The 24623-nt window shown below is 60.9% G+C and carries 21 protein-coding genes; all 21 read left to right on the top strand.

From position 1 onward, the window contains the following. Window positions 1-9 precede the first annotated feature (9 nt). Window positions 10-264, top strand: coding sequence for an Arc family DNA-binding protein (locus FG99_RS30465; RefSeq protein ID WP_043273988.1), 255 nt, complete (start codon window positions 10-12; stop codon window positions 262-264). A 2-nt stretch (window positions 265-266) separates the two neighbouring features. Next, complete coding sequence (locus FG99_RS30460) at window positions 267-1991, top strand: ParB family protein (RefSeq protein WP_043273987.1); 1725 nt, start codon at window positions 267-269, stop codon at window positions 1989-1991. Between the two features lie 28 nt (window positions 1992-2019). Further along, on the top strand, window positions 2020-2691 hold the full coding sequence (locus FG99_RS30455; protein WP_043273986.1) for a DUF2857 domain-containing protein: 672 nt from the start codon (window positions 2020-2022) through the stop codon (window positions 2689-2691). Beyond that, window positions 2688-3986: an STY4528 family pathogenicity island replication protein gene (locus tag FG99_RS31850; RefSeq protein WP_065327869.1), complete on the top strand. Its 1299-nt coding sequence runs from the start codon at window positions 2688-2690 to the stop codon at window positions 3984-3986. The genes FG99_RS30455 and FG99_RS31850 overlap by 4 nt, the downstream gene beginning before the upstream one ends. An 859-nt stretch (window positions 3987-4845) precedes the next feature. Continuing rightward, complete coding sequence (locus FG99_RS30445) at window positions 4846-5577, top strand: PFL_4669 family integrating conjugative element protein (RefSeq protein WP_043273985.1); 732 nt, start codon at window positions 4846-4848, stop codon at window positions 5575-5577. A 5-nt stretch (window positions 5578-5582) separates the two neighbouring features. Continuing rightward, window positions 5583-6122, top strand: coding sequence for a DUF3158 family protein (locus FG99_RS30440; RefSeq protein WP_043273984.1), 540 nt, complete (start codon window positions 5583-5585; stop codon window positions 6120-6122). 13 nt (window positions 6123-6135) lie between these two features. Further along, window positions 6136-6621 (top strand): single-stranded DNA-binding protein, encoded by a 486-nt coding sequence (locus FG99_RS30435; protein ID WP_043273983.1) that lies wholly within the window; start codon window positions 6136-6138, stop codon window positions 6619-6621. Window positions 6622-7493: 872 nt separating this feature from the next. Beyond that, window positions 7494-8102 carry a hypothetical protein gene (locus FG99_RS30425; protein ID WP_043273981.1) on the top strand — a complete coding sequence of 203 codons (609 nt, stop codon included), beginning with the start codon at window positions 7494-7496 and terminating at the stop codon, window positions 8100-8102. 43 nt (window positions 8103-8145) lie between these two features. Next, window positions 8146-8343 (top strand): ribosome modulation factor, encoded by a 198-nt coding sequence (locus FG99_RS30420; protein ID WP_043273979.1) that lies wholly within the window; start codon window positions 8146-8148, stop codon window positions 8341-8343. 111 nt (window positions 8344-8454) lie between these two features. Beyond that, on the top strand, window positions 8455-10362 hold the full coding sequence (topA, locus tag FG99_RS30415; RefSeq protein ID WP_043273977.1) for a type I DNA topoisomerase: 1908 nt from the start codon (window positions 8455-8457) through the stop codon (window positions 10360-10362). Window positions 10363-10471: 109 nt separating this feature from the next. Continuing rightward, complete coding sequence (locus tag FG99_RS30410) at window positions 10472-12400, top strand: hypothetical protein (RefSeq protein WP_051879436.1); 1929 nt, start codon at window positions 10472-10474, stop codon at window positions 12398-12400. Continuing rightward, window positions 12397-14364: a DEAD/DEAH box helicase gene (locus FG99_RS30405; RefSeq protein WP_043273974.1), complete on the top strand. Its 1968-nt coding sequence runs from the start codon at window positions 12397-12399 to the stop codon at window positions 14362-14364. The genes FG99_RS30410 and FG99_RS30405 overlap by 4 nt, the downstream gene beginning before the upstream one ends. Window positions 14365-14466: 102 nt before the next feature. Beyond that, on the top strand, window positions 14467-15582 hold the full coding sequence (locus FG99_RS30400) for a PFGI-1 class ICE element type IV pilus protein PilL2 (RefSeq protein ID WP_043273973.1): 1116 nt from the start codon (window positions 14467-14469) through the stop codon (window positions 15580-15582). Then, the gene (locus FG99_RS30395) at window positions 15579-17420 is read left to right on the top strand and encodes a PilN family type IVB pilus formation outer membrane protein (RefSeq protein ID WP_043273972.1); all 1842 of its coding nucleotides are present in this window, start codon (window positions 15579-15581) and stop codon (window positions 17418-17420) included. Before FG99_RS30400 ends, FG99_RS30395 begins: the two co-directional genes overlap by 4 nt. A gap of 7 nt (window positions 17421-17427) precedes the next feature. Then, a complete protein-coding gene (gene pilO2, locus FG99_RS30390) occupies window positions 17428-18759 on the top strand; it encodes a type 4b pilus protein PilO2 (RefSeq protein ID WP_316863976.1) in 1332 nt (443 codons plus the stop codon). Further along, entirely contained in the window at window positions 18749-19324 is a 576-nt protein-coding gene (gene pilP / locus FG99_RS30385; RefSeq protein WP_043273971.1) for a type IV pilus biogenesis protein PilP, read from the top strand. The genes pilO2 and pilP overlap by 11 nt, the downstream gene beginning before the upstream one ends. An 11-nt stretch (window positions 19325-19335) precedes the next feature. Continuing rightward, window positions 19336-20895, top strand: coding sequence for a GspE/PulE family protein (locus FG99_RS30380; RefSeq protein ID WP_043273970.1), 1560 nt, complete (start codon window positions 19336-19338; stop codon window positions 20893-20895). Then, the gene (locus FG99_RS30375; RefSeq protein WP_043273968.1) at window positions 20888-22054 is read left to right on the top strand and encodes a type II secretion system F family protein; all 1167 of its coding nucleotides are present in this window, start codon (window positions 20888-20890) and stop codon (window positions 22052-22054) included. The genes FG99_RS30380 and FG99_RS30375 overlap by 8 nt, the downstream gene beginning before the upstream one ends. Before the next feature lie 23 nt (window positions 22055-22077). Next, window positions 22078-22593 (top strand): type 4 pilus major pilin, encoded by a 516-nt coding sequence (locus tag FG99_RS30370; RefSeq protein ID WP_043273966.1) that lies wholly within the window; start codon window positions 22078-22080, stop codon window positions 22591-22593. A gap of 10 nt (window positions 22594-22603) precedes the next feature. Further along, window positions 22604-23545: an ATPase, T2SS/T4P/T4SS family gene (locus tag FG99_RS30365; RefSeq protein ID WP_043273964.1), complete on the top strand. Its 942-nt coding sequence runs from the start codon at window positions 22604-22606 to the stop codon at window positions 23543-23545. Continuing rightward, on the top strand, window positions 23535-24623 hold a 1089-nt coding region (gene pilV, locus FG99_RS30360; RefSeq protein WP_043273963.1), incomplete at its 3' end, for a shufflon system plasmid conjugative transfer pilus tip adhesin PilV. The genes FG99_RS30365 and pilV, both read left to right, overlap by 11 nt.

The raw sequence follows: 24623 nt of genomic DNA, 5'->3' as shown, positions 1-24623 counted from the left end.
AGAAATGACATGAGCGCTGATCGCCAAACCGCCACCAAAGAGCCCGAAGACAAATTCGTAGTCCGCATGCCCTGTGGGATGAAAAGCCGCATTGCCGAGCTGGCCAAGGACAACGACCGATCCTTGAATCGCGAGATCCTCCATCGCCTGGAGCGCGTTGACGAACTGGAGTCGCAGATCCAGCGAGCCAACCAGGTCATCGACCGGCTGCTGTCCCAGCAGCCTACTGGTGCCGACTCCGCCAACGACGCGCGGGGACTGTAATCATGGCCGAGCCGATCTCCCTGAAAGACGCCATGCTCAAGCCTGGCTTCCAGCCGCAGGCCGCTCCCGTGGCGCAACTCAGCGATCCCGTCGTTGACACCCCGATGGTGCTGACGCTGGATGACGTCCTTCCGTATGACGACAACCCTCGGACGACTCGCAACCCGAAGTACGAGGAAATTAAAGCCTCCATCAAGGCCCGCGGCCTTGATACGCCCCCGCCAGTCACTCGCCGACCAGGCGAACAAAAGCATCGCATCCGCAACGGGGGCAACACTCGCCTGGCCATCCTGAAAGAGCTTTACCAGGAGACCGGCGACGAGCGCTTTTATCGGTTCCACTGCCTGTTCCGCCCTTGGGATCAAGCCCGGGGCGAGATTCTTTCCTTGGTAGGGCACTTGGCCGAGAACGACCTGAAAGGCGATCTCAAGTTCATTGAGCGCGCTGTGGGCATCGATAAGGCCAAAACTCACTATGAGGCAGAGACTGGCCAAGCAGTATCGCAAAGAGAACTGTCGCGACGCCTAGCCGCAGATGGCTATCCCGTTTCGCAATCCCACATCAGCCGCATGCTCGACGCCATTCGATACCTACTACCTGCTATTCCGGGAATGCTCTACAGCGGTCTGGGCGTGGACAGAGTCAGCAAAATTCTATCTCTGCGTAAAACAGCCAGCACCTGCTGGGAAAAGCACTACAAAGGTGCCGGCATCGACTTCGAGATGCTCTTTCAGGACGTGCTGGCTCAGTTTGAAGGTGATTCCGAAGAGTTTCTGTTCCAGCGCTTCCAGGATGAGCTGATCGGTCAAATGAAAGGGCCGCTCGGCATCGGCTACGAGGACGTGCTGCTCGAGATCACCCAGCAGCAGGACCAACTGCGCCGTAGCACTCCGGTTGTCGAAGTTCCATCCCCTCCGCCGCCGCCACCTCAAGTTGCCGAAACCGGCGGGACTGAAACCCAGGTGCCCGCTCTACCGCCCCAGCCGACCAGCAAGAACACACCAGCGACCATCCCGCCGTCCCTGCCAGCACGGCAGGGGACGCGGATCACCACTACTCCTGACATCAACCAGATGACTGCCGAAGACCGTCAGGCTCGAATCGATGGTCATGTCGCCGCCCCTGCGAACATCAGCTCTCGTGTAGTGGAAATGAAGCAGAAGATGGCCGCGCTGGATGGCGAGCAACTGCCTGACTTCAATGCCAATGCACTCATCGCCATCCCGGTCCAGGCCGGTGGACTGCACCCCATCAGCGACCTCTGGTATATCGAGCGCGAGATCGATGCGGCCGACCAACTGCGTAAGCACATCGCCAACCTGGCTGTGGAAATACTTCAGGCTGTTGGCGCCCCCGGTGACATCTTCGAGGTAGATGGCGGCATCGGGTTCTCCTACCGGCAGCCCCAGGAAGAAATTGAAATCACCGCGACTGCCCATCACACAGTGACGCTCCTCCAGTCACTCAGCGGTGCAACGGCAATCGCTCTGAAACTACTGGAGGATCAGCCCGAAGCCCGCGATGGCCTCATGGAGTTCGAATTTGCTGCGGGTCTCGGCCAACTGCTCCTCGGGCAGCCGATGGCAAAAGACCAGGTCCCGGACGACCGAGGTCGACTGAGCGACGGCGCACTGGTCAAGTTGTTCCGGATCGTGCGCCTCGCCCGTCGCCTCATCGACCTGGAGATCCAAGAGCACGCTCAGCACACACCAGCCCTCGACAGCTGATCGCGGACGATTACGGGAGGGAATCGCAATGTCCAAGTCGCCAATAAACGAAGCTGTGCTGTCGCAGATACTGAACCTGATGCGCAACGGTCAGCTGAATCGCTGTATCGAGATGGGGCTTGCCCCCGAGGTACTGGGCCAAATCCAGCACCCTACCATTATGAGCCTGCTGCTCAATACCCCAGTCACCTGGGCCAAGGTCAGCATCGACGAGTCCATCGTCATGAAGCTGATCTCCGGCGCTGCGCGTTCTGAAGAAGAAATGCGGCTGATCGAGCGCGCAATTCGCCTGGGAGCAACCACGAATCTGCTCAACAAGTTCTTCGGACTGTCGCCTCAAGAAATTGCTCTGCAGCGTGCGGTCATCGGGGTGAAGACGCCTAGAGGTCGCTGGCCTGAGCTTTCAGAGGACCAAGACCACCTGGTCTGGCACAGATGGGTCCACCTCATGGAAGAGAACCAGGTAGACCTGAAGGACAGCCTGGCCATGCTCGACGTTGCCATGCTGGTCGCCGAAGAGCTGATTACCGATGGGCTGACGCTGGCTCAAATCTGGCATCGCATCACGAGCTGGATCAGCCAGGGAGTCTATCCGCCCAACAAAGAAAACCCGTGGCGCCATAGTGCCCAGATGCTGCTGCTCCACGAACAACAACAGGTGGTGGCTGTCACCTCCGAGGAAGGCGACGAAGCAAGATGAAGCTCGCCCGGTTCCCCATTTCAACGCTCCTAGATTCGGCCTCGGGACACCTCGAGGCCCATTTGCAAAAGAAGAGAGCACAGGAGACCGCTACCCAGTCCGCCCCCCCTTCGCAGTACGCAGGGATCATCTTTAGCGGGAACCCCCATGAGACGGTTCCACGAAAATTGCTGCTCGACAACCGCCTGACGCCACTCGAAAGAAACTGCTGGCAGGTCTTCCGCTTGCTCGTCAATGAAGACGGCGTTACCGCATTCCCGACTTACGACCAGCTCCGCCCCTATCTGGGGATGAACCCCGGGAAACACGCTTCCAGGGAAACAGTATCGAAAGCATTGACCGTGCTCCGGCTCACACGCTGGCTGAGCCTTGGACGCAGAGTACGCAATGAGGTAAGCGGCCAGGTGCAGGGCAACGTTTACCTCCTACATGATGAACCTGTAACCCCAGCTGAAGCCATCGAGTTCGACAAGGACTACATGCAGCTGCTGCTCCAATCTATGGAGCATCAAAACAAGGCCATCAAGGAAGTGGCGGAGATTTCCTGGCGCGAGTTTACCGGTGACCCGGACGTAGGACGCCGCCTTCCGACGCACGTCGATACGATTGCTGAGCGTCTGAATGGTCAGGCCTGGGCAGTCGAGAGCAAGCTGCACGCTTTTCCAGCCCCTGAGTTCGGAATCCGAACTCAGTACGAAATCAGCGAGGCGTCACTGAGTTCGGATGCCGAACTCAGTGCGAACCCTGCGAAACAAGGCGCTCTACCCCTCAGTTCGGAATCCGAACTCAGTGGAAATTCACCGAGTACACCCTCAGTTCGGAATCCGAACTCATATAGTACGTATACAGATACACACAAAGATGTTTGTAAAAGCTCTGTACTTCCCGCGGGTAATCCAAGGAATGCCGCGGCGAACTGGCTGATTGCCTTGGAAATGCTCAGCGCAGAGAACCGGAGCAGGGCCCGATCGATCATGCAAACGGTCCCGGATGACCTTAGGGAACCCGTGATGGGTCAGTGGGCACATCGCTGCATCGAGGGCGAAGTCAGCAAGCCCATGGCTTACCTGTCATCGCTTGCAACGCGTGCTATTCGCGGAGACTTCAACGCTGACTGGCAGCCTAGCCCGCAACTTCAACCCAAGGTCGCTCAAGCGCAACCAGCCCCCCCTACGCCGCCAGTTACCCGCCCTCAGTCCCCACCATCTCAGGCTGGGATGCAGACGGCCAAATCGGCCCTAAGCACGATCTGGCAACAACTGAAACCGAGGCAGGGGGGATCACCGACGGATTGATCAGCCAGTGTCATGATCGCCACCCGACCAAGACATGATCGTCGGCGCCGACGGCATACTGGGTGTTGCGGGCCGCAACACTCGGCCAGGGCCAGGTCCTCGGCGCCAACGGCGAACTGGGTGATGCGGCCCGCATCACTCGGTCAGGACCCGGCCATCGGCGCCGTGGGCGAGTTGGGTGGTGTGGCCCACACCACTCGACCAGGACCAGGTCCTCGGCGCCAACGGCGAACTGGGTGATGCGGCCCGCATCACTCGGTCAGGACCCGGCCATCGGCGCCGTGGGCGAGTTGGGTGTTGCGGCCCACACCACTCGACCAGGACCAGGTCCTCGGTGCCGACGGCGAGCTAGGTGTTGCCACTGGCAACACGGGACCAGGACCTGACCGCCGGCGCCGACAGCGAGTTGGGTGTTTCGGGCCGAAACACTCAGGCAGGAACTGGACCTTGGCGCCGAGGTCGACCTGGACGGAGCCACATAGAGATGAGTCGAAACAGCTCCGTTTTTCGGTCGGAATGTGGTTGTAAAAAGCCACCACCAGCGCTGCCCACCTTGAACACTGGAAGCTCTATCAATCAACCGGAGCTTCCCATGCAACAAAGGCAACTTCTCATCGACCTGGCACTATTCGCGCTGCTCGCACTCTGGCCTTACCTTCGCAGTTGGAAAACATGGCTTGTTCTACTCGCCGGCGGTGTGTTGCTGGCTTGGATCTGGGCGCCATTAGGGACGTTTTGGCAGGGGTAGTAATGGCAACAACAAAATCGAGTTTGGCGGACTGAGCATTTCCTGCTGCGGCAGCTCCCGCTGATTAGCAGCATGGGCACGTTCCTCAACCTTAATAAGGAAACCGTGCCCATGGCTGACAACTACCAGCTCAACATTGGCTCCTTGCGGAGTGCTGTTGAGCTCACCCTCCACACGCACCACGCAGCGCGAATCTGGATGGGCCGCCCTCAGACTGAAGGCAAGCCCAGCATCCTCGGACTGGCAGGCTTCTGCTCGAAGATGAATCAGATGTCGCGTGGTGCCTCTCAGGACGATCCCTACTCCGACTGGTGGATGATCCGGCTCGAGGAGAAGATCAACGAGTCGGACGAAGCCTTGAAGGTCATCGACAAGCGCCTGGACGATGTCATGGCCCAGTTGCCTTCGATGATCACCATCGGCAATAACCTCTCGATCCAGCCCGTCAAGCTGCCTCTCTTCATCTCCAACCCATTGGGCTTCAAGGCGGTCTACCTGCTGACCTCCTACGACGAGATCGTTCGACGCATCCTCCTGGCTCAGCACGTTGGTCTCATCGGCCGGCGCGACATGGAGCTGTGGATCGACGAAGGCGCCCGCGTTCTTCGTAGCCTCTTCGGCCTGGCCCAGCTCTATCGCTTTTCCGGTGCATGCCGCGACGACTTTGCCGCCAACAACGCCAAGGCCGAGCAGGCGCGGAAAATGTACGAGCGTCATGGCGAGATTCCCCAGGACATCCTGGAGGGCACCCGACGTTCTTCCTTCGCCCCACCGATCACTCGCGGTCAACCACAACCACGCGAGCCCTTCTCCGATGACCACGAAGATCTCGGCGAGGACTGATCACCATGCTGCCGCACAGCCGTCCGGAGCATGAGCTGCAACAGACTCTCTTCCGACCACTGCAACAGACTGCCTATCAGGGGCTGCAACAGAGTGCCTCACTAAAAGGCCTTTTAAGACCCTTTAAAGGTAAGGGGGAGATGACCCAGTTAGCTGAGCAATGCCAGGCGCTGGAGGTCGGTCTGAAGGAGCTCGCCCAGGAAGTGCTGGCCCAGGTCCGCCGTCATCCTTTCAGCTTGCTGCCCGTCCGCCTGATAGAGCAGAACACCCAGGCCGGCACCACCTTCCTTCGCTGGCAGCACATCCAGTCCCGAAAGATGGGGGTGGGCATCTGGGCGGAAATGCTGCGGCAGCCCAAGACTCCATCCCACCTGCTGCAGGACCTGCTCGCGCTCGAGCAGCAACGAATCATCCTCAACATGCAGATGAGCCTCATCCACTCCATCGCCAAACAGGCCGCCGAGTGCGCGGAGAAGATGGGCCAGGCCGAGGCCGAGTACCTGGTTCGCCTGCAGCAGAACACGAACCCATCGCAACACAACTGACCGGAGATCCACCATGAGTACACCCGTAGTATGGGAAGGCAACATCGGCTCCCTGCCCGAGTACAAGAGCTTCCCCAACGGCAACAATGGCCCGCGGCAACTTCTGCGTCTCAACATCATGTTCGACAACTCGATCCCGGACGGCCAAGGTGGCTATAAGGACCGTGGAGGGTTCTGGTGCAACGTCGAGTGGTGGCACCAGGATGCCGAGCGCTTCGCCTCTGTGTTCCAGAAAGGCATGCGGGTCATGGTCCAGGGACGCGCCATCATGGACAGCTGGAAGGACAAACAGACTGGCGAGGAGGTCCAGGCACTGAAGGTCGAGGCGAGCCGAGTTGCGATCCTCCCCCATCGGGTTGCCCAGGTATCGCTCCTGGCCTCCGGGGCCGGCCAACAGCAACAGCAGAATCCTCAGACTGATCGTCAGCCGCCGGCGCCGCAGCACCCTACCCAGGACATGCGCGACTACGACGGATTTGACGACGACATTCCCCTGTAACCCCCTCCTTAATTCAGCGCGCCCCTTCGCGAGGCTTCCGGGGACAAGGACGTCCCATCGCGAGGCTTCTGCACCACCCAATCAGCCCTCTTCTGGCGAGCCATTTTGTGAGGCCGCCCTTCGCGAAGCTGCAGGTGGCAAGAACTTTGCTCCGTCATTCCTGTCTTCAGTCCAATCTTTTGCAGCAACCGCCATGGCCCAATTGTTGAACAAGCCCATCACCCCCTCGGAGCTCGAGCTCGTCGAGCTCTACCGCAAGCTGAGCAAAGAACAGCAGGCGCTACTCCTCCCCATACTTCAGGACCGTGTAGACGGTAAGCTCTCGAACACCGAGTTCCTGGGCCAACTGCGTCAGATTCCCTCTCAGGCTGACCCACGCTAAATCGCGTCCCTTCGTGTAGCTCCCTCGCCAAGAGCAGCTGAGTCGTGGCGTTTCACCTCATATCCACTCCACAACTGTTTCCCGTAACACTTCGCCCTTGCTTGACGTGGTGGTGTTGCGGCCCGCAACACTCAGCCAAGCCTTGATCTCATGGCGGGCGGTTGAACAACTGGCTCCACTGGAACCACTCAACCAGGAGCACAGTGGCAGTGTTGGTGCCAATGGCAGCCTCGGTGCTTCAGCCCGAAACAGCTGGGCCGAAAGGGGGCGCTGCACGCAGCGCCTGCCCAGGTCTCTTGTGGAACGATCCTGCGGAGTGGGGAAATCCACTTCCTCACAATGCGCATTTCCGGGTGTTTTCTGCCCTGGACAGGCCGAGTCTTGCATCTGAAAGAGCTTTGCCGAGCCATGCCCAGCATCAACGCGCCTCATCGTGAAACCGCTGGATGCGAGGCATCGCACGTCGCCCCTCATAACTCGGTGATACACCATGAAACAGCTCCAGACCGCCATCTGCTTTGCACTCATCCTCCTTGCTCACTCGCCCTGTTGGGCCTCGGAGAAGTCGGACAAAGCAGACACTAATGCTACGGCTGCAAAGAGCACGAAGGCTCTGAAATACATGCTCTCGGTATCGGGAGCTCTCTACCGGGACCACTACCTGGTTATGTCATTCGCCGACAACGTCGAGGATGGCCACCCCCTAGAAGCGCAGGCTCAGGTCACAAGCTCCTATGTGTCGAAGGTGACGCCCGATGGCGAGCAGCTGCGCCTAACTCCAGCCACTTACGTCCACGGCTACGACCTGAACATCACCCCTGTCGTCATGTCTGAGGACCGCGTTCAACTCAGTTACCGGCTACATGGCGTCGAAGTCTTGGGTTTTGTAAACCCGGCAGCCGGTGTGACCGCAACCGGAGCTCCGCAGACCAGCCTGCTCGACGTGGAGTCCACACAGCCCAAGCAGGCACTCCTCGGCAATGAGCAGAGCATCGACTTCGGCTGCGATTTAAGGTGGGCCCGGGAGGACAAGCAGGATATCCAAGCGGTCAACTGCCGCTATCATCTCGTCGTGACAGTCAACAAGGCTTCCAACTAGTAAAGAGCCCTACAGCGCCAACCTCATTCGCGGGAGGTCCACTGTGTCAGGTCAGTCCACACCAGAGCAAAAGGTCGACAGGAGGCACTTCAACAATCCTCACCTGACCATTGCAGCCGCTGGTGCAGAAGCTGCGCAGAAAGGGCTTCCCGTGCATGCCTGCCCCTACAAGCACCCCGCCATGTTGGCCAGCTGGCTGAAAGGGTACCGGCAGGCCCAGCAGCTGACGCTGGACCTCTAGTCCACAACGACCCTCCCGCCGAATTCATCCCGCCTCTAATGCCCATTTCGCGTTGAACCAGACCAGGCCGGCAGCAACAGTGCGGCCTGGATCAACGGATAGGGGCACCCCATGAAACTCATGATCATCGAGGCACCGGGCAAGCTGAAGAAGCTCGGTCCCATGATGAAGAAGCTGCGCCCTGGCGAGGACTGGATGGTAGTCGCCAGCGGCGGCCACATCCGCGACCTGCCGGAGAAGGGCCAGGACAGCACCATGATCACCACCGGCGTGCTCAAGAACCTGCGCCCCGTGTACGAGGTGCTGCCCAAGAGCCAGCGCAACGTGAAAAGCATGCGCGATGCTCTGAAGAGAGCCACTGAAATCTACATCGCCACTGACCCGGATCGTGAGGGTGAGTCCATCGCCTGGCACATCCAGCAAACGCTGGGGATTCGTGACTATCAGCGCATCACCTTCAACCAGATCACCCAGTCCGCCGTACGAGAGGCCCTGGCGAGCCCGCGAAAGATCGATCTTCCCCTGGTAGCGTCCCAGGAATGCCGGCGCGTTCTGGACCGTCTGGTGGGCTACCTCGTAACGCAGGAGCTTCGACGCACTCTCGGTGAACCCACGTCTGCAGGACGCGTTCAATCTGTCGCCGTCTACATCGTGCTCCTGCGTGAACGCGAGATTCGCAACTTCAAGGTCGTTCACCACTTCGGCGTGGACCTGACCTTTCTGGATGAGGCAACGGAGCAGAAGTGGAAGGCAGAGTGGGTGACCGTTCCTGACTTTGCGACTGAGGAGCACCCTTACGTCCAGGACGGCACACTGGCCAGCCAGGTCGCTGGGACGCGCGCCGTAATCGTCGAGTCCTGTACCGACAGCAAGAAACGCCGCGGGCCACCCGCGCCCTTCATCTCATCGACGATGCAGCAGGCAGCCAGCGTGGCCTTGGGGTGGGATCCGGACAAGACCATGATGATTGCCCAAAAGCTCTACGAGCAGGGCGTCATCAGCTATCACCGTACTGATAACCCCAACCTGGATGACGATGCGATGGCGCATCTGAAGGCTGTTGCACGCCAGATGGGGCTGGAGGCAGTCGAGGAGCGCCGGGTATTCCAAGCCGGCGATGCGGCCCAGCAAGGCCACCCAGCCATCGCGCCGACCAGTTGGGCTGACGAGACAGCGGGCGAGACGCCCGATGAGCAGTCGCTCTACAAAATCATCCGAATTCGCGCGCTGGCCAGTCAGCTTACGGACGCAATCTACGACGTGCGCACCGTAAAGCTCTTGGCCAAGGGGCCGGATAGTCGCCCACTGCGATTCGCCGCAACTGGTAGCACCATTTCCTACCTCGGCTGGAAGAAGCTGCTCAAGGGCGATGACGCTGAAGAAGACAGGGCCGAGCCTGCGAAGAATCCGGTCCCGAAACTGCAGCCAAGGCAGATCCTCCCGGTTCACCAGGGCGAAGTGCTCAGCCAGAAGACGAAGGCGCCGCCGCGCTTCACCAAGGCCAGCCTTGTCAAGGAGTTGGAGCGATTGGGGATTGGCCGCCCAAGTACCTTCGCCGCAATCGTCAAGAACATCACTGGCAAGGGCCTGGTCGTCGAGGAAAAGCGCAAGTTGGTCCCAGGTCCGCTGGGGGAGAAAACTATCGCCAAGCTGGAAGGCAACTTCACCTTCCTGCAGCTGGAGTTCACCAGCAGCATGGAGAAGGACCTGGACAAGATCGCCCAGGGCCAAGAGACGTACAGCTCCGTCGTGGCCCGGTTCTATGAGCACCTCGGGGCGGAACTCCAGAAGCTGCAGACGCAACCGTCCGCCACCATGCAACGAAGCGCTACCGCACCGGATTCACGGCCTACCAGCAGCGAGTACAAGTGCGGCAAATGCGGGGAACCACTCGTCCACAAGCAGAAACCTGGGCAATACGATTTCTGGGGCTGCACGGGATACAGGTCTTCCGGATGCAAGGTGGCTTATCCCTCGGTCAAGGGCAAACCTGATATGAACAATCCGCGTGGAATGTAGGTGCTGGGGAACAGCCGTACCCGCGAATTCCGCCTTCTCCAGGTCTCTATTTCCCCTGTCCCCGCCAGAACCCACCTGACAGCCTGCATGCTCCTCGAGGAGCATGCACATGTCAGCGGTCATAGATACCCCGGTCGACCCCATCCTTCGTCGCTTCACAGAGAGGCAGCGCGCAGTAGCCACTACCTGGGCAACGCATTTCGGCCTGGCAGGTCGGCAGCGCACTGACTTCATCCGGACCTATCTGCAGCGAACCTCCACTGCTCGAGCCTGGTTCGTCAATGGCACGCATGGCCCGGACCAAACTCCATTTGGCATAGCGCGTTTTGGCAATACCCTTCAGTGGTATGACGGCCAAATCATCAGGGCACTGACGATTTCCACACGTGATCGTGTTTCTCTGAGGAAACCCACACGCAACGGCGCCATCGCACTCATCAGCCGGCTGGAATCTGAACTGAGATGGCACCAGGCCGGCGGAGTGTTTGCCGACACAGCCTTCCTCACGTCCTACTGTAAAAAAGCTCATCAGCTCGCCGGCAGCATGGCGACGGACGACCTCGGGAAGTTCGCCCGTAACGTTCCGAGCCCTGCGCAACGAGGAAGCCACCACCGGTACTTTGGGCCACGAACCCGGTTTTATCTGAAACAGATAGGGGCAGTCCTCAAGGGATTCTGTAGCCAGCTCGACCCTGAAATCCTGTTTGCCATTCGCTCCGTGCGCTGTCCTTCTCCAGCCCTCTACAACTGGTTGGCCTCCGGTTGCAAAGAGCGACGCCAGCAGGCGCTCAAGGCCCAACCGATTTTGCTGCCGCTGCTTGTGCTTCCCGACCAAATCTCTTGGCCGTGCTCCGCTACCGGCACCTTTTTGCAAGTACCTTGGCTCGACCTGGCCCCCTACGAGCTCACCGACTTGCACAAGGAATATCTCGCTCCTGTCGCCTTCGATCAGATGCTGGGACATACCGTCGACGCAGGGTTATCGCTGACGGACTTTCTGGCGTGGTACTTCCAGGTACAACCTTCGTCGATTCGCTTCATCGGCTCTTGCCGGCCGTCAATCGCAGGCGGCGCGCTTGCGCACGTTTTACGCGAGGGCAAGAACTCGGGCTGGCATGCCCTCCTCGCAGGCGCCTCCCTCGGAAATCGCCGTCCGAAAACTCATGGTGACTGGACGGTCTTCTTCCAGTTGTTCAACCACATTCCCTGGGAAGTTCGTCCCGACTACTCTCTCCCAAAAGACCAGCAGCGTTGGGACCTGAATCGATTGCTTTCTGGATGCCCCAGCAGCTGGAATGACCCGGCTTGGCCAAGAATCATGGCGTCCCTGCAGGACTTCGGCGAAGTCTTCCGGCAGTTGGGACTAGCTTTCGCGAACCATGCTCAGTACGACGTTATTCAACAGGCCAAGCTCAACGCATCGGCGTTTTTCCAGCGCAGCAGCTACCGGCAACTCGCCAACAAGGTGTCGGCCTTCCACAAGGCACTCGCCGAGATTCGCGAAGAAATCGACGCTGAAAAGCCAGAACTGAAAGCGTCTGACGAGTCGGCCAGGTGGACGCCCTTGCTGGTCGATGGCCCCGTGCTATGCCCGAACGGTATCGAGGCGGTTGAGCTGCTCTCTCCGTCCGATCTCTGGAGCGAACACGTATCCCTCGATCACTGCATCGATTCCTATGACTTCTCAGCCTACTGCGGTGATTGCAGGTTGATTTCTCTGCGTCGCGATGGGCGCTCACTTGCATCCGCCGAACTGGTCCTCAATCGAAAGAGTCATGAACACCAGGGCGCGCGGACCGTCCACCACCTGGAGTGCGCACAGCTGCGCTCGTATGGCAACGACCCCGTGCCGAAGGACTCAGCCGAAGGCAGAGCCTTTGCCTGGCTGATGCAGCAGATCAAAGCTGGATCGGTTCAGGTCAACTTGGACTGGCCGGACCACACCCAGCACATGACCAGATTTGCCGACTCTCATTGGCAATCTCGGCTGGCCGGCGCGGTTGCCCACTGGGTGAGCACCCATCTGGAGGCAGCATGAAGCGGCCACGGATGATGAATCGCTCCCCGGAGCTGCTCGGCAAGGTCGTGTTCGACGGCTACGACTTCGGCCTCCAGCTGCCGTTCCTGGAAGGTGCCAACAAGGTGTTGCTTGCCCGCGGGGGATTCTTCATCCGTCGAGGCGACCACCCCTACCACCGGTACTGGAGGCTACCCAAGAACAAGCTTTTCCACGAACTGGACCTTCTGTTCCACCGCCTGCAGGAGCTCGCCGAGGACCGCTACAGCGAAACCTGGCAGCGCTTCCAGCAGAAGTTGGAGCAGGCCCAGGCCTCGCCCATCCGGGATGCGTTCACCTGGGGACTGATGCTCCGTATCGCCCCGCTGGCAGACGGCGGTGTGCTGCTCTCGGGCGACTACCACCCCGGCGTCGTTGCGGTAGCGCGGCGCATGCATGGCGTCTTCCTCGGTCACTCCAGCTCGTGGCGCATCGACGCTTCTGCAGAGCTAGTGCGCAGCAACGTGATCCTGGAGCTCGGACTAGCTGAGGACCAGTTCGAGATCCTCGATGTCGTCCAGGAGCTGCTGAGCGATGGCACTGTTGCGCCGGCGAAGGACGTGCCCGGGATCAGCCTCGGTGGCCCTCCCCAGGAACCCACAACCTCGGCTGGAGACGAAGACGTCTCCACCGATATCTACCTGGCGGCTGTCTCGCCGATCGAGCGTACCGAGTACACCGAAAGCGCGATCACGGAGGCCTTGCGCGGCTATTCACTCCTGGACCACCAACCTGTGGGGATCGCTCACCTTCTGCAGCGGACCAGCGCGCTGCTGGCCGACGACATGGGGCTGGGCAAGACACGCCAGGCGGTGATTGCGGCGCAGATCCGCGCTGCAGGCGTGCCGATCCTGGTGATCACGCTGTCGTCCCTGTTGATCAACTGGGAGCGCGAGATTCATGCGGTCTACCCCGAAGCCCGGGTTGCACTGCAGCACGACGATCCGACTGCAGAGTGGATGGTCATCAACTACGAGCGGTTGGGCGACTTCGTGGTGCAGGCCGAACGCTTCAGCGTCATGATCATCGACGAAGCCCACAGGTTGAAGGAACCCACGGCCGAGTGGACACGCCATGGATTCGACATTGCTGCGAAGGTGCCCAATCGCTACCTGCTCACCGGCACGCCTGTGCTCAACCGCGAGACCGAGCTCCACACTCTGCTCCGGCTCTCGGGGCACTCTGTTGGCCAGCTGTCGCTCAAGGACTTCTGTGAACGCTTCGCCGGCAACCCTGAGTTCCGCCAGAACCTGCGCGCCGAGCTCGGCGACTGGATGCTGCGCCGACGCAAAGACGTCCTGCCCAACCTGAAGGGCAAGCAGCGGCAGCTGCTACCCGTGGAGCTGGCTGCAGACGAGCGTCGCATGTACGACACGCTGCGCCTTGAGGACAGGCCCATCTTCGCTCGCCTTGGAGCTCTCAGGCGCTACCTGGAGCAGGTCAAGGTCCGCGTGGCCATGGACCTGGTCAGCGAGCTGGATCCGGCTGACAAGGTAATCCTCTTCTGCGAGTTCAAACCAACGGTGGTGATGCTCAAAGAGCTCTGCGAGCAGGCCGGCATCGGCAACGTCACCTTGGTCGGCACCGATACGTTGAAGAAGCGCCAGAAGGCCATCGACAAATTCCAGGAAGACCCCGACTGCCGCGTGTTCATCTGCACGACGTCGGCCGCCGGCACCGGCAACAACCTCACCGCAGCGAACTACGTGTTTTTCCTCGGCCTGCCCTGGACGCCTGGCCAGCAAGACCAGGCCGAAGACCGCGCCTATCGCAACGGCCAGTTGCGCATGGTCATCGTGAAGATCCCGTTGGTGGAAAACACCATCGACCAGCAGCTGTGGCAGATGCTGTTGGCAAAACGCCAGGTCAGCATGGAGCTCATCGAGCCTGAGGCAGATCAGGAGGCGCTGGCGAAGTCTCTACTGGCAGCCACCATCGCGGCATAGGCCCGGAATAAATACCCCTACGCCGCGTTATCTATTTCCTACTGCGTACTGGCACTGCGCCTGCGAACGTGACCCCCATCATCAAAGGGGGCCTTTCGGTACATGACCAGGCAGTTGACCACTCTCTCGTTGCTCGCGCTTCTCACCGGCTGCACTACCCAGCCGGTCGAGACGCCCAAGCCCGCATTCGATAGCAGCCGCAATCCGGAAATGCTATCGCCCGACCTTTATCCCAGTGGGGGTGTGCCAGAGAAGGAGCCCGTCGTCCGGTATGGGCGCTACACCCTGGTCACGACACAACCGGACGCTGGTCAGCGCGATCTGATGGCCCAGATCATCGACGTCACCATTCCCTCGAACATGAGCCCCAGTGTTCGGGATGCGATGCAGTACGTCGTTGAGCGCTCCGGCTACGCGCTGTGTCCCGCCAGCTCCGGGCACGTCAATATCCTCTACACCCGGCCGTTGCCAGCTGCACAGTACAAGCTGGGGCCTATGACCCTGCGCAACACTCTGCAGGTGCTGGCCGGTCCGGCTTGGCAGGTCAAGGTCGACGAGGTGAACCGCCAGGTTTGCTTCGTGCTTCGCCCTGGCTACCAGTTGCCAGAGCCTCCGCGGCCGGCGACTACCATGTACGCCCAGCAACCTGCCAGTACCAAGACCGCCACTCCGGCACCGGACTCTGCCACCGGCGCTGTCGTAGTTGCCGCGGTGCCCTCCAGCCCCGCCATCACCACTTCAGCTGCTGCCGCTCCGGCGGCCGCAGCCAAACCCGCAGTGCTCCCCCCAGTGGCACCCGCCAAGGATGGCCCTATCACTGCAGCCTCGACCTCGAGCGCTGCCCCCAAGCCTGCCAGCACGCTCCCTGTACCAGCGAGTTTGAAATCTCCAGTGCCTGCTGCAGCTGCTGTCGCTCAACCTGCGCCGGTCACGTTCCCCGCGCCGATCCCACGGCCGCTGCCCCAGGTATGGGCGGCCGAAACTGGATCAACCTTGCGCCAGAGCGTCGAGGCCTGGGCCAAGAACGCCAATTGGACGCTGATCTGGAGCCAGGACGACCTGGACTACCCGATCCAGGCCCCGCTTCGTTTCGAAGGCTCCTTCGAAGAGGCGATCAAGCAACTGTTCCCGTTATACGACACCGCTCCGCGCTCCTTCGTGGTTGATGGCAGCGACTCTCAGCGTGTGTTGCACGTCGACGAGAGGAAGAAGAAATGACCGCACGCCCCTGGGTACGCTGGGCCATCTTGCCGCTGGCCCTTTTCATGAGCAGCTGCTCGCTGCAGCGCGTGAACGATTCTGTTGCTCGCGCTGAGCTCGAGGGTAAATCCGCAGGGCAGTACACCAAATACCTGCAGAACCTGCAGCCCGAGCAAGCTCGCGATACCGTCGTCTTCAGCAACAAGCCATGGGTATCGACCCAGCCGCTGGTGACCAAGCGCGGGCTTCCCTTCGGCAAGGACCACGACATTGCCTACCGGCCCGTGTCGGCCGTGTCGATCACCGAAGTGGCCCAGTACATCACCCAGCAGACCGGCCTGCCGGTACTGGTGGCACCTGATGCGCTCAACCCCGGCATCCTGACGTCCTCCAAGCAGTCGGGCAGCAACAACAGCGCGCCGGCGCCGATCAGCTCCGCTGGCCCAGACAGCCTGGCCGGCCTGATGCCGGCCAACGTTATCGGCTCCGCCCCCAGCGGCGCGCGTAGCTTCGACATCGGGCTGTCCAGCGCCGGCCTGATTGCGGGCATCAAATATTCCGGCCCTGTGTCCGGGCTGCTCAACCAGGCAACTTCTCGCCTTGGCCTGTCCTGGAACTACGATCCAGACCTGCAGGGCGTTCGAATCACCTACTTCGAGACCCGCACATTCGACGTCTGGGCCTTTGGTGATGACCAGGTCATCGAAAGCACCGTGAAGTCTGGACTGGTGACGTCAACTGGCTCCGGCTCGGGCGACAGCGGTACGTCGACGAGCTCTGGTGCTACGGGCGAATCCGGAAGCAACCAGAGCACCACCTCCATCATCAAGACCTCACTGCTGGCCGACATCGAGAAGAACGTCCAGGCCATGCTCAGCGTCCAACCGGAAGGGCGCATGTTCTTATCTCGCTCGACAGGCGCGATGACCGTCAGCGACAGGCCCGAGGTCCTGAACAGAGTTGCGGCCTACCTCCGAGATACGAACCGGACCATCACCCGCCAGGTGCTGTTCAATGTGAAGGTTGCCGAGGTGAACTTTACCGACACGGACCAGAACGCCGTGAACTGGGACGCCGTGTACAAGTCGGTCTCCGGGAAGTGGGGCTTCTCGCTGTCCAACACCGTGTCTGGCATCAGCAGCGACGCTATTTCTGCCACCGGGAGCATCCTAGATACCTCCAGCTCGCCCTGGGCCGGCACCAAAGCAATCCTGCAGGCGCTGTCCGAGCAAGGCCGCGTTACCGAAGTGCGGTCCCCCTCGGTAACCACGCTCAACCTGCAGCCCGCTCCCATCCAGATCGGCAACGTGAAGAGCTATGTCGCTGCCAGCTCAACTACGACTACTGCATCGGTGGGCTCCAGCACTTCCTTGACGCCTGCGACGATCACCAGTGGCTTCAACATGATGTTGCTGCCCAAGCTCCTGGATCGCGAAAACATGCTGCTGATGATCACGCTCAGCATGAGCAGCAAACCCACCTTCCAGGAGTTCGAAAGTAACGGCTCGAAGGTGCAGAACGCCGACTACGACACCAAGAACGCAGCACCCAAGGTTCTACTGCGCAGCGGCGAGACTCTGGTGCTGACCGGATTCGACGAGAACAGCGAGAACGCCTCCAAGTCCGGGGTAGGCAGTCCGAGCTTCTTTGGCCTGGGAGGCGGCAGCAGCCGCACCTCGACTCACAGCTCCCTGGTCGTCCTGGTAACTCCGATCGTCCTGCCGGACAACCTCAACGGCAGCATCCAGTTCGTCCCCAACATCCTGCAGGCAGCCGCCAACCTGGCTGCCAACGATGACGGGCAGCACACCCAGGTATCGTGCAGCTCCAAGCAGCGCACCTGCTGGACCTTCTGAAAGGGCGATGATGAGCATTGACGCTCCCAAGGTAACGGGCTCGCGAGTCCAGATCCTTCAGTACCGTGGCAGGGACTTCGTGACCGGCCTGCGCTGGCACCCGCTGGGCAGTCTCACCGGTTACATGAAAGAAGCGCGCAAGTTCGGGGAAGACAACGACCTGGACATCGTCGCCATACGGCGCACCCCGCGCATCATCCAGGCAGGCTTCGTATCGCGCACCGAGGGCGTGACCAAGGGCATGTACAGCCTGGCCGCGACCCTTGCCGGTCAGCTCGGCAACTCTTGGATCGCAGCTTGGCAGGTTGAAACTGATGAGGATCGCTACGCGGTCGTAGCCGTACATGACGGCGGGATCATCCCTGGTTGCGATCTCATCGGCACCGCCGCGGAAGTGCGCCGGCGCGTTGCACAACAGCGCAGCCGTGGCATCAACTTCGAGCACGAGTACCTCCCGCCAGAATTCGAGATGGGCGGTGAGCCCCTGGACATCCAGGAGCTGCTTCAGCCGTCCAAACTCAAACGCGAGTATCGCCTCCGACCGCTCGTATTCGGGCTGTCGAAAGCGGAGCTGGCTCAGTTGATCGTCATCGCGGTGATCGTCATCGGCGCCTTTGTGGCGTGGACACAGTGGCGTGCGCACCAGGAGCAGATCGCGCGCGAAGCGCGCCTGGAGGCAGAACGGAAGCGCCTCGAGGAGCAAGCCCGGCTGGAGCAAGAAACAGGCACCAAACAGCCCCTGCAGGCGCTGGAACACCCTTGGGCGAAACGGCCCTCTGTCCCAGCCTTCGTCGAAGGTTGCAGCCGAGTAATGTACCAGCTACCCACGAGCATCCATGGCTGGACCTTCGCAAACGCCCAATGCGACGGCACGCAAGTCCTGGCTGCCTACAAGCGCGGTGGAAACAGCACCGCTGCGGAGCTCATTTCGGCCAGCGCTGGGCACTTCTCCGACCGACCGGCATTCTTCGACGAAGGAAACTCCGCAACGCTGAAGTTCGATCTTGCCCTGCCAGCAGCTGGTGACGAGCCGCTCGCGGAAGCGATCGACGCTCTGGCGGCCCTGTCGTCCTGGCTGCATGCCTTCTCCCAGGAGCCGACGCTCAAGGAGGTTCCTGTCGTGGTGCCTCAGGAGCCCGCGCTCCCGGGACAACCCGCTCCGCCGCCCCCTCCGCCTCCCCAATGGAAGCAGTTCGACCTGAACTACGTCAGCGGCGTCCTTCCCTACGACTCACTCAACGGCGCCCCGCTTCAAGGGCTGCGGCTGCGCGAGATCAAGTCCGAGTACCAGGCCGGCCACCTGATGTGGTCGGTATCAGGAGACCTGTATGCGAAATAAGCAATTCTGGCTGGCAGCAACCGCCTGCTTTGTCCTGAGCCATGCCTGGGCGGAGGACGCATCTCTCTCCGGCATCAGCGTGGGTGAGCTCGGGAAGGTGCAGAGCGAAACCATCCTCTTTAAAGCCAAGGCGGAGCGGTTGAAGGCTGAGCGCGAGAGCAATGGCGAGGATACGTCCAGCAGTCCCCAGCAAGCACCGAACGGATTCCCCGGCGCTTTCATTCAGCAGCCAACTCAGTCTGCAGCGCCGGCGCCGAGCCGTGCCAGCGGTGAACCGGACCTCCCGGTGGTGCGCGCAATCACCGGCTCCAGCCGTCGCCTGCAGGCCACCCTGCTTTTCAGCAGCGGCTACGAGCTGGATGCCAGCGTGGGCAAGGAGCTGCCCGGAGGATATCGCGTCAGTCAGATCACACTCGATAGCGTGTTCCTGGAGCGCGCAGGCAAACGCTACCCGCTCGGCTTCTCCGACAGGGCACCTACGCCTGCTTTGCAATCGCTGCAGCAGACCTCCGCGGCACCACCGTCAGTGCTGGCCCTGCCTGGTCTTCTTCCGGTTCAACGCTAAGGAGCACCGCGATGACCGATCTTTCTTCTGCCCCCATCGGCCAGGAAGGCGAGCAGGTCGAGGTGGACACGCCAACGTCGCCTCCTACAGCTTTACCCGTGAGCGTATTGACTGCCCCCGGTGGTGTTTTCGAGGTCAAGGAGGAGCTCCGCCAGGTACTGGCCCTGACCGCCGATGGCAAGCTGCATGTCTCCCAGCAGCATCGAACCGATCACTACGTCATGGCCTTCATGGACCAGCTCGAGCGCCAGGATCACGACTTTGAAGTCGTCCAGTCGACACTGTCTGACATCAAGGCGCTGTACCAGACCTCCATTCAAGGTGGCTTCAACGCTCAGGTGGAAACTGACCGCCAGGCGCAGGCACTCGCGATGCTGGGGGACGCCCACCGCCGCGCTGCGAGCGACATCCATGTTGTAGTTGGCCATGACATCACCAAGATCAAATACCGGATCCATGGGCTCCTCTGGGAGGCCGCGCAGGAGAAGAGCCAGGTAGGGCGTGAGCTGTGCTCCGCGCTCTACAACAGCATGTGCGACGTCTCCAAGGACCACTACCAGCCGCAGATCCCGCAGGATGGGCGCGTCAGCCGCGAGTTCGTGAAACAGCTGGGCCTGTTTGGCGCCCGGATCGCCACTCGCCCCTTGGTCGAGGGGCCGCTGATGATCATGCGTTTGCTCTACGACGACGAGTCCAAGAAGTCGCTCAAGGAGCTGGGCTTCTTGCCGTCGCAGATTGAGCAGTTCGCCCGTCTTCGCAGCCTGCCCTATGGCATCAACCTGATCACCGGTCCCACCGGTTCCGGTAAGTCGAAGAGTCTGCAGGTCAACCTGAACCTGCTCCATGATGAGACCGAAGGTACGCGCCACATCCTCACTCTGGAGGATCCGCCCGAATATCCACTGAAGGCGAACCAATCCCCCCTGGGCGCCGGGGAGACTTGGAAGGACGGCATCAAGAACACCGTCCGCCTGGACCCGGACATTCTGATGTTTGGTGAGCTGCGTGACCTGGAGTCGGCGCAGGCCGCATACAGCGGTGGTATGACCGGCCACCTGGTGTGGTCGACGCTGCACACTAACAACGCAGTTGCATCGATCCAGCGACTGATGGATATGGGCGTTCCCAGCTACCTGGTCACCGATCCGGCGCTCACCACGGGGATCATCAACCAGTCACTCCTGCCGGTTCTGTGCCCCTCCTGCAGAATCCCTCTGCGCGATAACCTTGACACGATCGATCATAACCTGAGGCTGCGCCTGGAGCAGCTGGGCATCGTCGACCAGGTCAACCTGCACGGCGAAGGCTGTTCCCATTGCAAGCACCTGGGTGTGGTTGATCGAACCGTCGTAGCCGAAGTGCTGTTGTCCGACTTGCTGTTCATGAAGACCTTCGTCGAGAAGGGAGCCAGCGCGGCGCGCCGTCATTGGGTGAAGGAAATGGGCGGTATCACCAAAATCACCCATGCCACCCAGAAGATCGCAAGTGGCCTCATTGATCCTCGGCACGCCGAAACCATCGTCGGCCCCTTGGATTTCGACCGCCAGTTGGTGGAGCTGACGCATGCGTGATCTGCTCCTTGATCTGTGGGCAGGCTTACGCGAGGCCGCGCATGGCTGGGTGGAAACCTTCTACATCAAGCAGTTCGGCAAGAACGAGCGGATCCAGTTCTACGAGAGCCTGATGGGCGTCCTCGAGGACGGCATCCCGATTGAAGAAGCACTGGAGACCGTCGAGAAAGCCTTCAGCAACGACGGGAAGGAGCTCCATCCCGTCTCGATTGTGTGCGGCCAGGTCGCAATGCTGGTGCGTGGCGGCAAGCCTGTGGCGGAGGCCTGTCGCAGCTACATCCCATTCGACGAGTCCTCGCTGATCGAATCGGGGGAGGAAACCGGCAACCTCATCCAGGCCTTCCGCGACTGCGTGCGGATCATCGAAGCCAGGCAGCGCATCGCCAGCCTGGTGAAGTCGGTCGTTGCACTTCCGTCCCTCACCTGGAGCTTGATGGGCGCGCTCATGTATGTGATCGCCGGCTGGATGGTTCCTTCCATGTCGCAGCGTCAGGATCCTGAAAACTGGACCGGCGTGCCGGCAGTCCTCTATGCCCTGTCCAACCTGGTCACCCACTACGGTTTGGCGATCGTCATCGTAACCCTGACGCTTGTCGTGCTGTCGATCACGACCTTGCCCTACTTCTGCGGGCTGCAGATCAGCAGTAACAGCCCAGTCATGAAAGTGAAGTTCAGCGCGTTCCTGCAGAAGGCTCGAATTCGACTGGAGTCGATACCGCCCTGGTCAATCTACAAGGTCCTGCAGGGCTCGATCTTCCTTCTCAACATGTCGGTGATGCTCCGCGCCGGCATCAGCCAGCTCAACGCACTGACCATCCTGAAGCGCAGCGCAGCCCCCTGGCTTCGCGAGCGCATCGACGCGATCCACTACGGCGTCAGCTCCGGCAAAGACTTCGGCACTGCGCTGCGTCTTGCCGGCCACCAGTTCCCCGATGCAATGGCCATCCACTTCCTCCAGGTACTTGCCACCCGCAAGGGCTTTGCCAAGTCGATGGAACGGTTCGCCAACCGCTGGTTGGAACAGATGCTCAAGCGCGTAGAGGCGATCTCCGGCGCCCTGGTAACCGTCTCGGCCATCCTCATGGGCTTGCTCATGATCCTGGTCGTGGTGGGCATCTTCCAGTTGGCCTTGGGGCTCATGGATTCAATCCAACACTGATCAACCATAACGAGGTACAACCAATGGCAATCTCTCGCCACAACAAGCAGCGCGGCTTCCTCTCCATCGACGGCGTCATGTGGCTGATGCTGATCGCGATCGCCCTGGGCTTCATCGCCTACCTGGGCTTCAAGATGCTCTCCGGCTCCGACGTCGCGATCGAGCAAAGCAACATCACCACCATCATCGGCAATACCAAGAAGCTTAAGGGTTCGACTGGCTACGGCACCTCCGGCACCAACCTCGTGCCCTCCCTGATCGCCATCGACGGTACTGGCTCGATGGGGGTCTCGGGCTCGACGCTGACCAACCAGTGGAACGGATCCGTCACCAACGTGAGCAATGGCATGACCTTCACGCTCACCGAGACGAACGTGCCGAAGAGCGCCTGCATCACCCTGGTGACGAAAATCGCCAAGGACAAGCAGACCAGCACGGCGATCAACGGCGGGACTTCTACGGCCGGTGAGATCCTGGGCGCCGCGGCTACCACCAGCTGCTCCTCCGACTCCAACACCATCGCCTGGACGACCTACTAAGGGGGAGCGTGTGGGATTCATCTCCGAAGCACAGTTCGTCGACCTGTACCTCGGCGACGGCTTCTCGGACGTGAAGGGGCTGCCTGGGCAGCCCCGTCGCGTTCAGGCACCAGCCGAATGGGAGGTCGAGATCCAGCAGCTGCGGGAGCGCTGCCAGGAGCACCACAATGCCACTCAGGAGCCTGAGTTCTCCCTGCTGGTAGACGACGTGGTCCTTCGCGTCACCCAGCTGCAGGACGTGAACGCCAAACCGTTGTTCGTGCTGAACAAGTCGGCCGTCAAGATTCTCCCGCTCGACGACCTGGGACTTCCTGATCAGCTGCACGAGAGCCTATTGGACGAGTTCACTCGCGGCCTGGTCTTTTTCTGCGGCGAGATGGGTTCCGGCAAAACCTCCAGCGCTGCATCCTTGGTGAAGGCCCGGCTTGAGGTTCACGGCGGCGTAGCCCTCACCGTCGAGGACCCTCCCGAACCCCTACTGCATGGCGTCCACGGCCCTGGGCGTTGCGTGCAGGTGCCAGTCTCACGCAAGCAAGGCGGCTATGAGGAAGCGCTCATCCGAGCGCTGCGCACGCGGGCGGAGATCATCCTAGTGGGCGAGGTCCGTGACTCCAAAACAGCGATGCTGGTGATCCAGGCTTCGATCAACGGGCACTTCATCATCTGCACCGGGCACTCGGGCAACGCGGCCCTGGGCATCGAAAGGCTCGCGGTTCTTGCACAGCCCTTGCTCTCGAACGCGCTCCAGGTCCTCTCCCAGGGCCTGGTCGCCGTCATCCACCAAACCCTCCAGACCGATTCGAAGGGTGCCAGACGCCTGAAGCTCCAGTGCCTATCACTGACTGGCGCAGATGCACCTTCCATTCGCGAAAAAATCCGGCAGGGGGACATCCAACTGCTGGAGCAAGACATTGCCCAGCAATCCTCGAGGAGTCTCTGGAATGATCAATAAGCGCCGGCAGGCAGGCCTACTCAGCGTCGACGCGGCGATGGGGCTCATCGTCCTCGCCGTACTCGTCACTGTGGCAATGCTCTGGATGGTCAACATGTCCAACCAGCAGAGCTACCGCATCGCTGCCGACAAGCAGCAGACGTTCGCGGAAGCATTCTCGAAGTATCTGAAGGACAACTTCGCCGTCGTGCTCGCGAACGCGACTGCAACCGCGCCTGTCCAGGTCACCGTGACCATGCTGCAGAACACCAACTACCTGCCGGCCGGGTTCACCGACACCAACGCCTTCGGCCAGACGATCATCGGCCTGGCCAGAAAGCCGAATGCGAACCAGCTGGAAGCAATCGTCGTGACCACTGGCGGCCAGACGATCCCTGAGACCGGGATCCGCACCATCGCGGAGAACCTTGGGGGACCTGGCGGGTTCATCTCGACGCTCAGCCCCAACGTCATCCAGGGTATCCGCGGCGGATGGCAAGTGGCCCTGAGCAACTACTCGATCAACCCGGGAGCAGGCCATACCGCCAGCGCACTGTTCCTCATGGATGGCGAGCTGGCCAACGACTACCTGTATCGGAATGCTGTGCCAGGCCACCCGGAATTCAACACGATGAACACCGACTTCAACGTCGGGGGGCACAACATCAACAACGCCGCAGCGATAACCGCGACGGGGAACGTCACTACTGGCGCCGACGTCAGCGCGCGAAACGTCACTGCTACAGGCACGGTAACTGCCGCCACCGCCAACGTGACCGGAGAGACGTACACGGGGGGGTGGTTCAGAACCCGAGGCGATACAGGCTGGTACAGCGAAAAGTGGGGAGGCGGCATCTACCAGTCCGACGCGGACTGGGTGCGGATCTACAACAACAAGGGCCTGGCCACCGGCGGCACATTGGTCGGCGGTCAGGTAGTCGCCTTCGGCAACATGACAGCCACAGGCCGCATTTCCACCAATGAGTACATCTCGATTGGTGGTGTCGCGACTGCTGGCACCGCCTGTGGGGATAGCAAACTACTCGCCAAAAGCGCCGACGGCTCAGGGGTCACACTATCTTGCCAATCCGGTGTGTGG

This window comes from Pseudomonas sp. AAC, from assembly GCF_000725445.1.
Lineage (GTDB): Bacteria > Pseudomonadota > Gammaproteobacteria > Pseudomonadales > Pseudomonadaceae > Pseudomonas > Pseudomonas citronellolis.
This window is presented reverse-complemented; position numbering and strand designations above follow the sequence as displayed.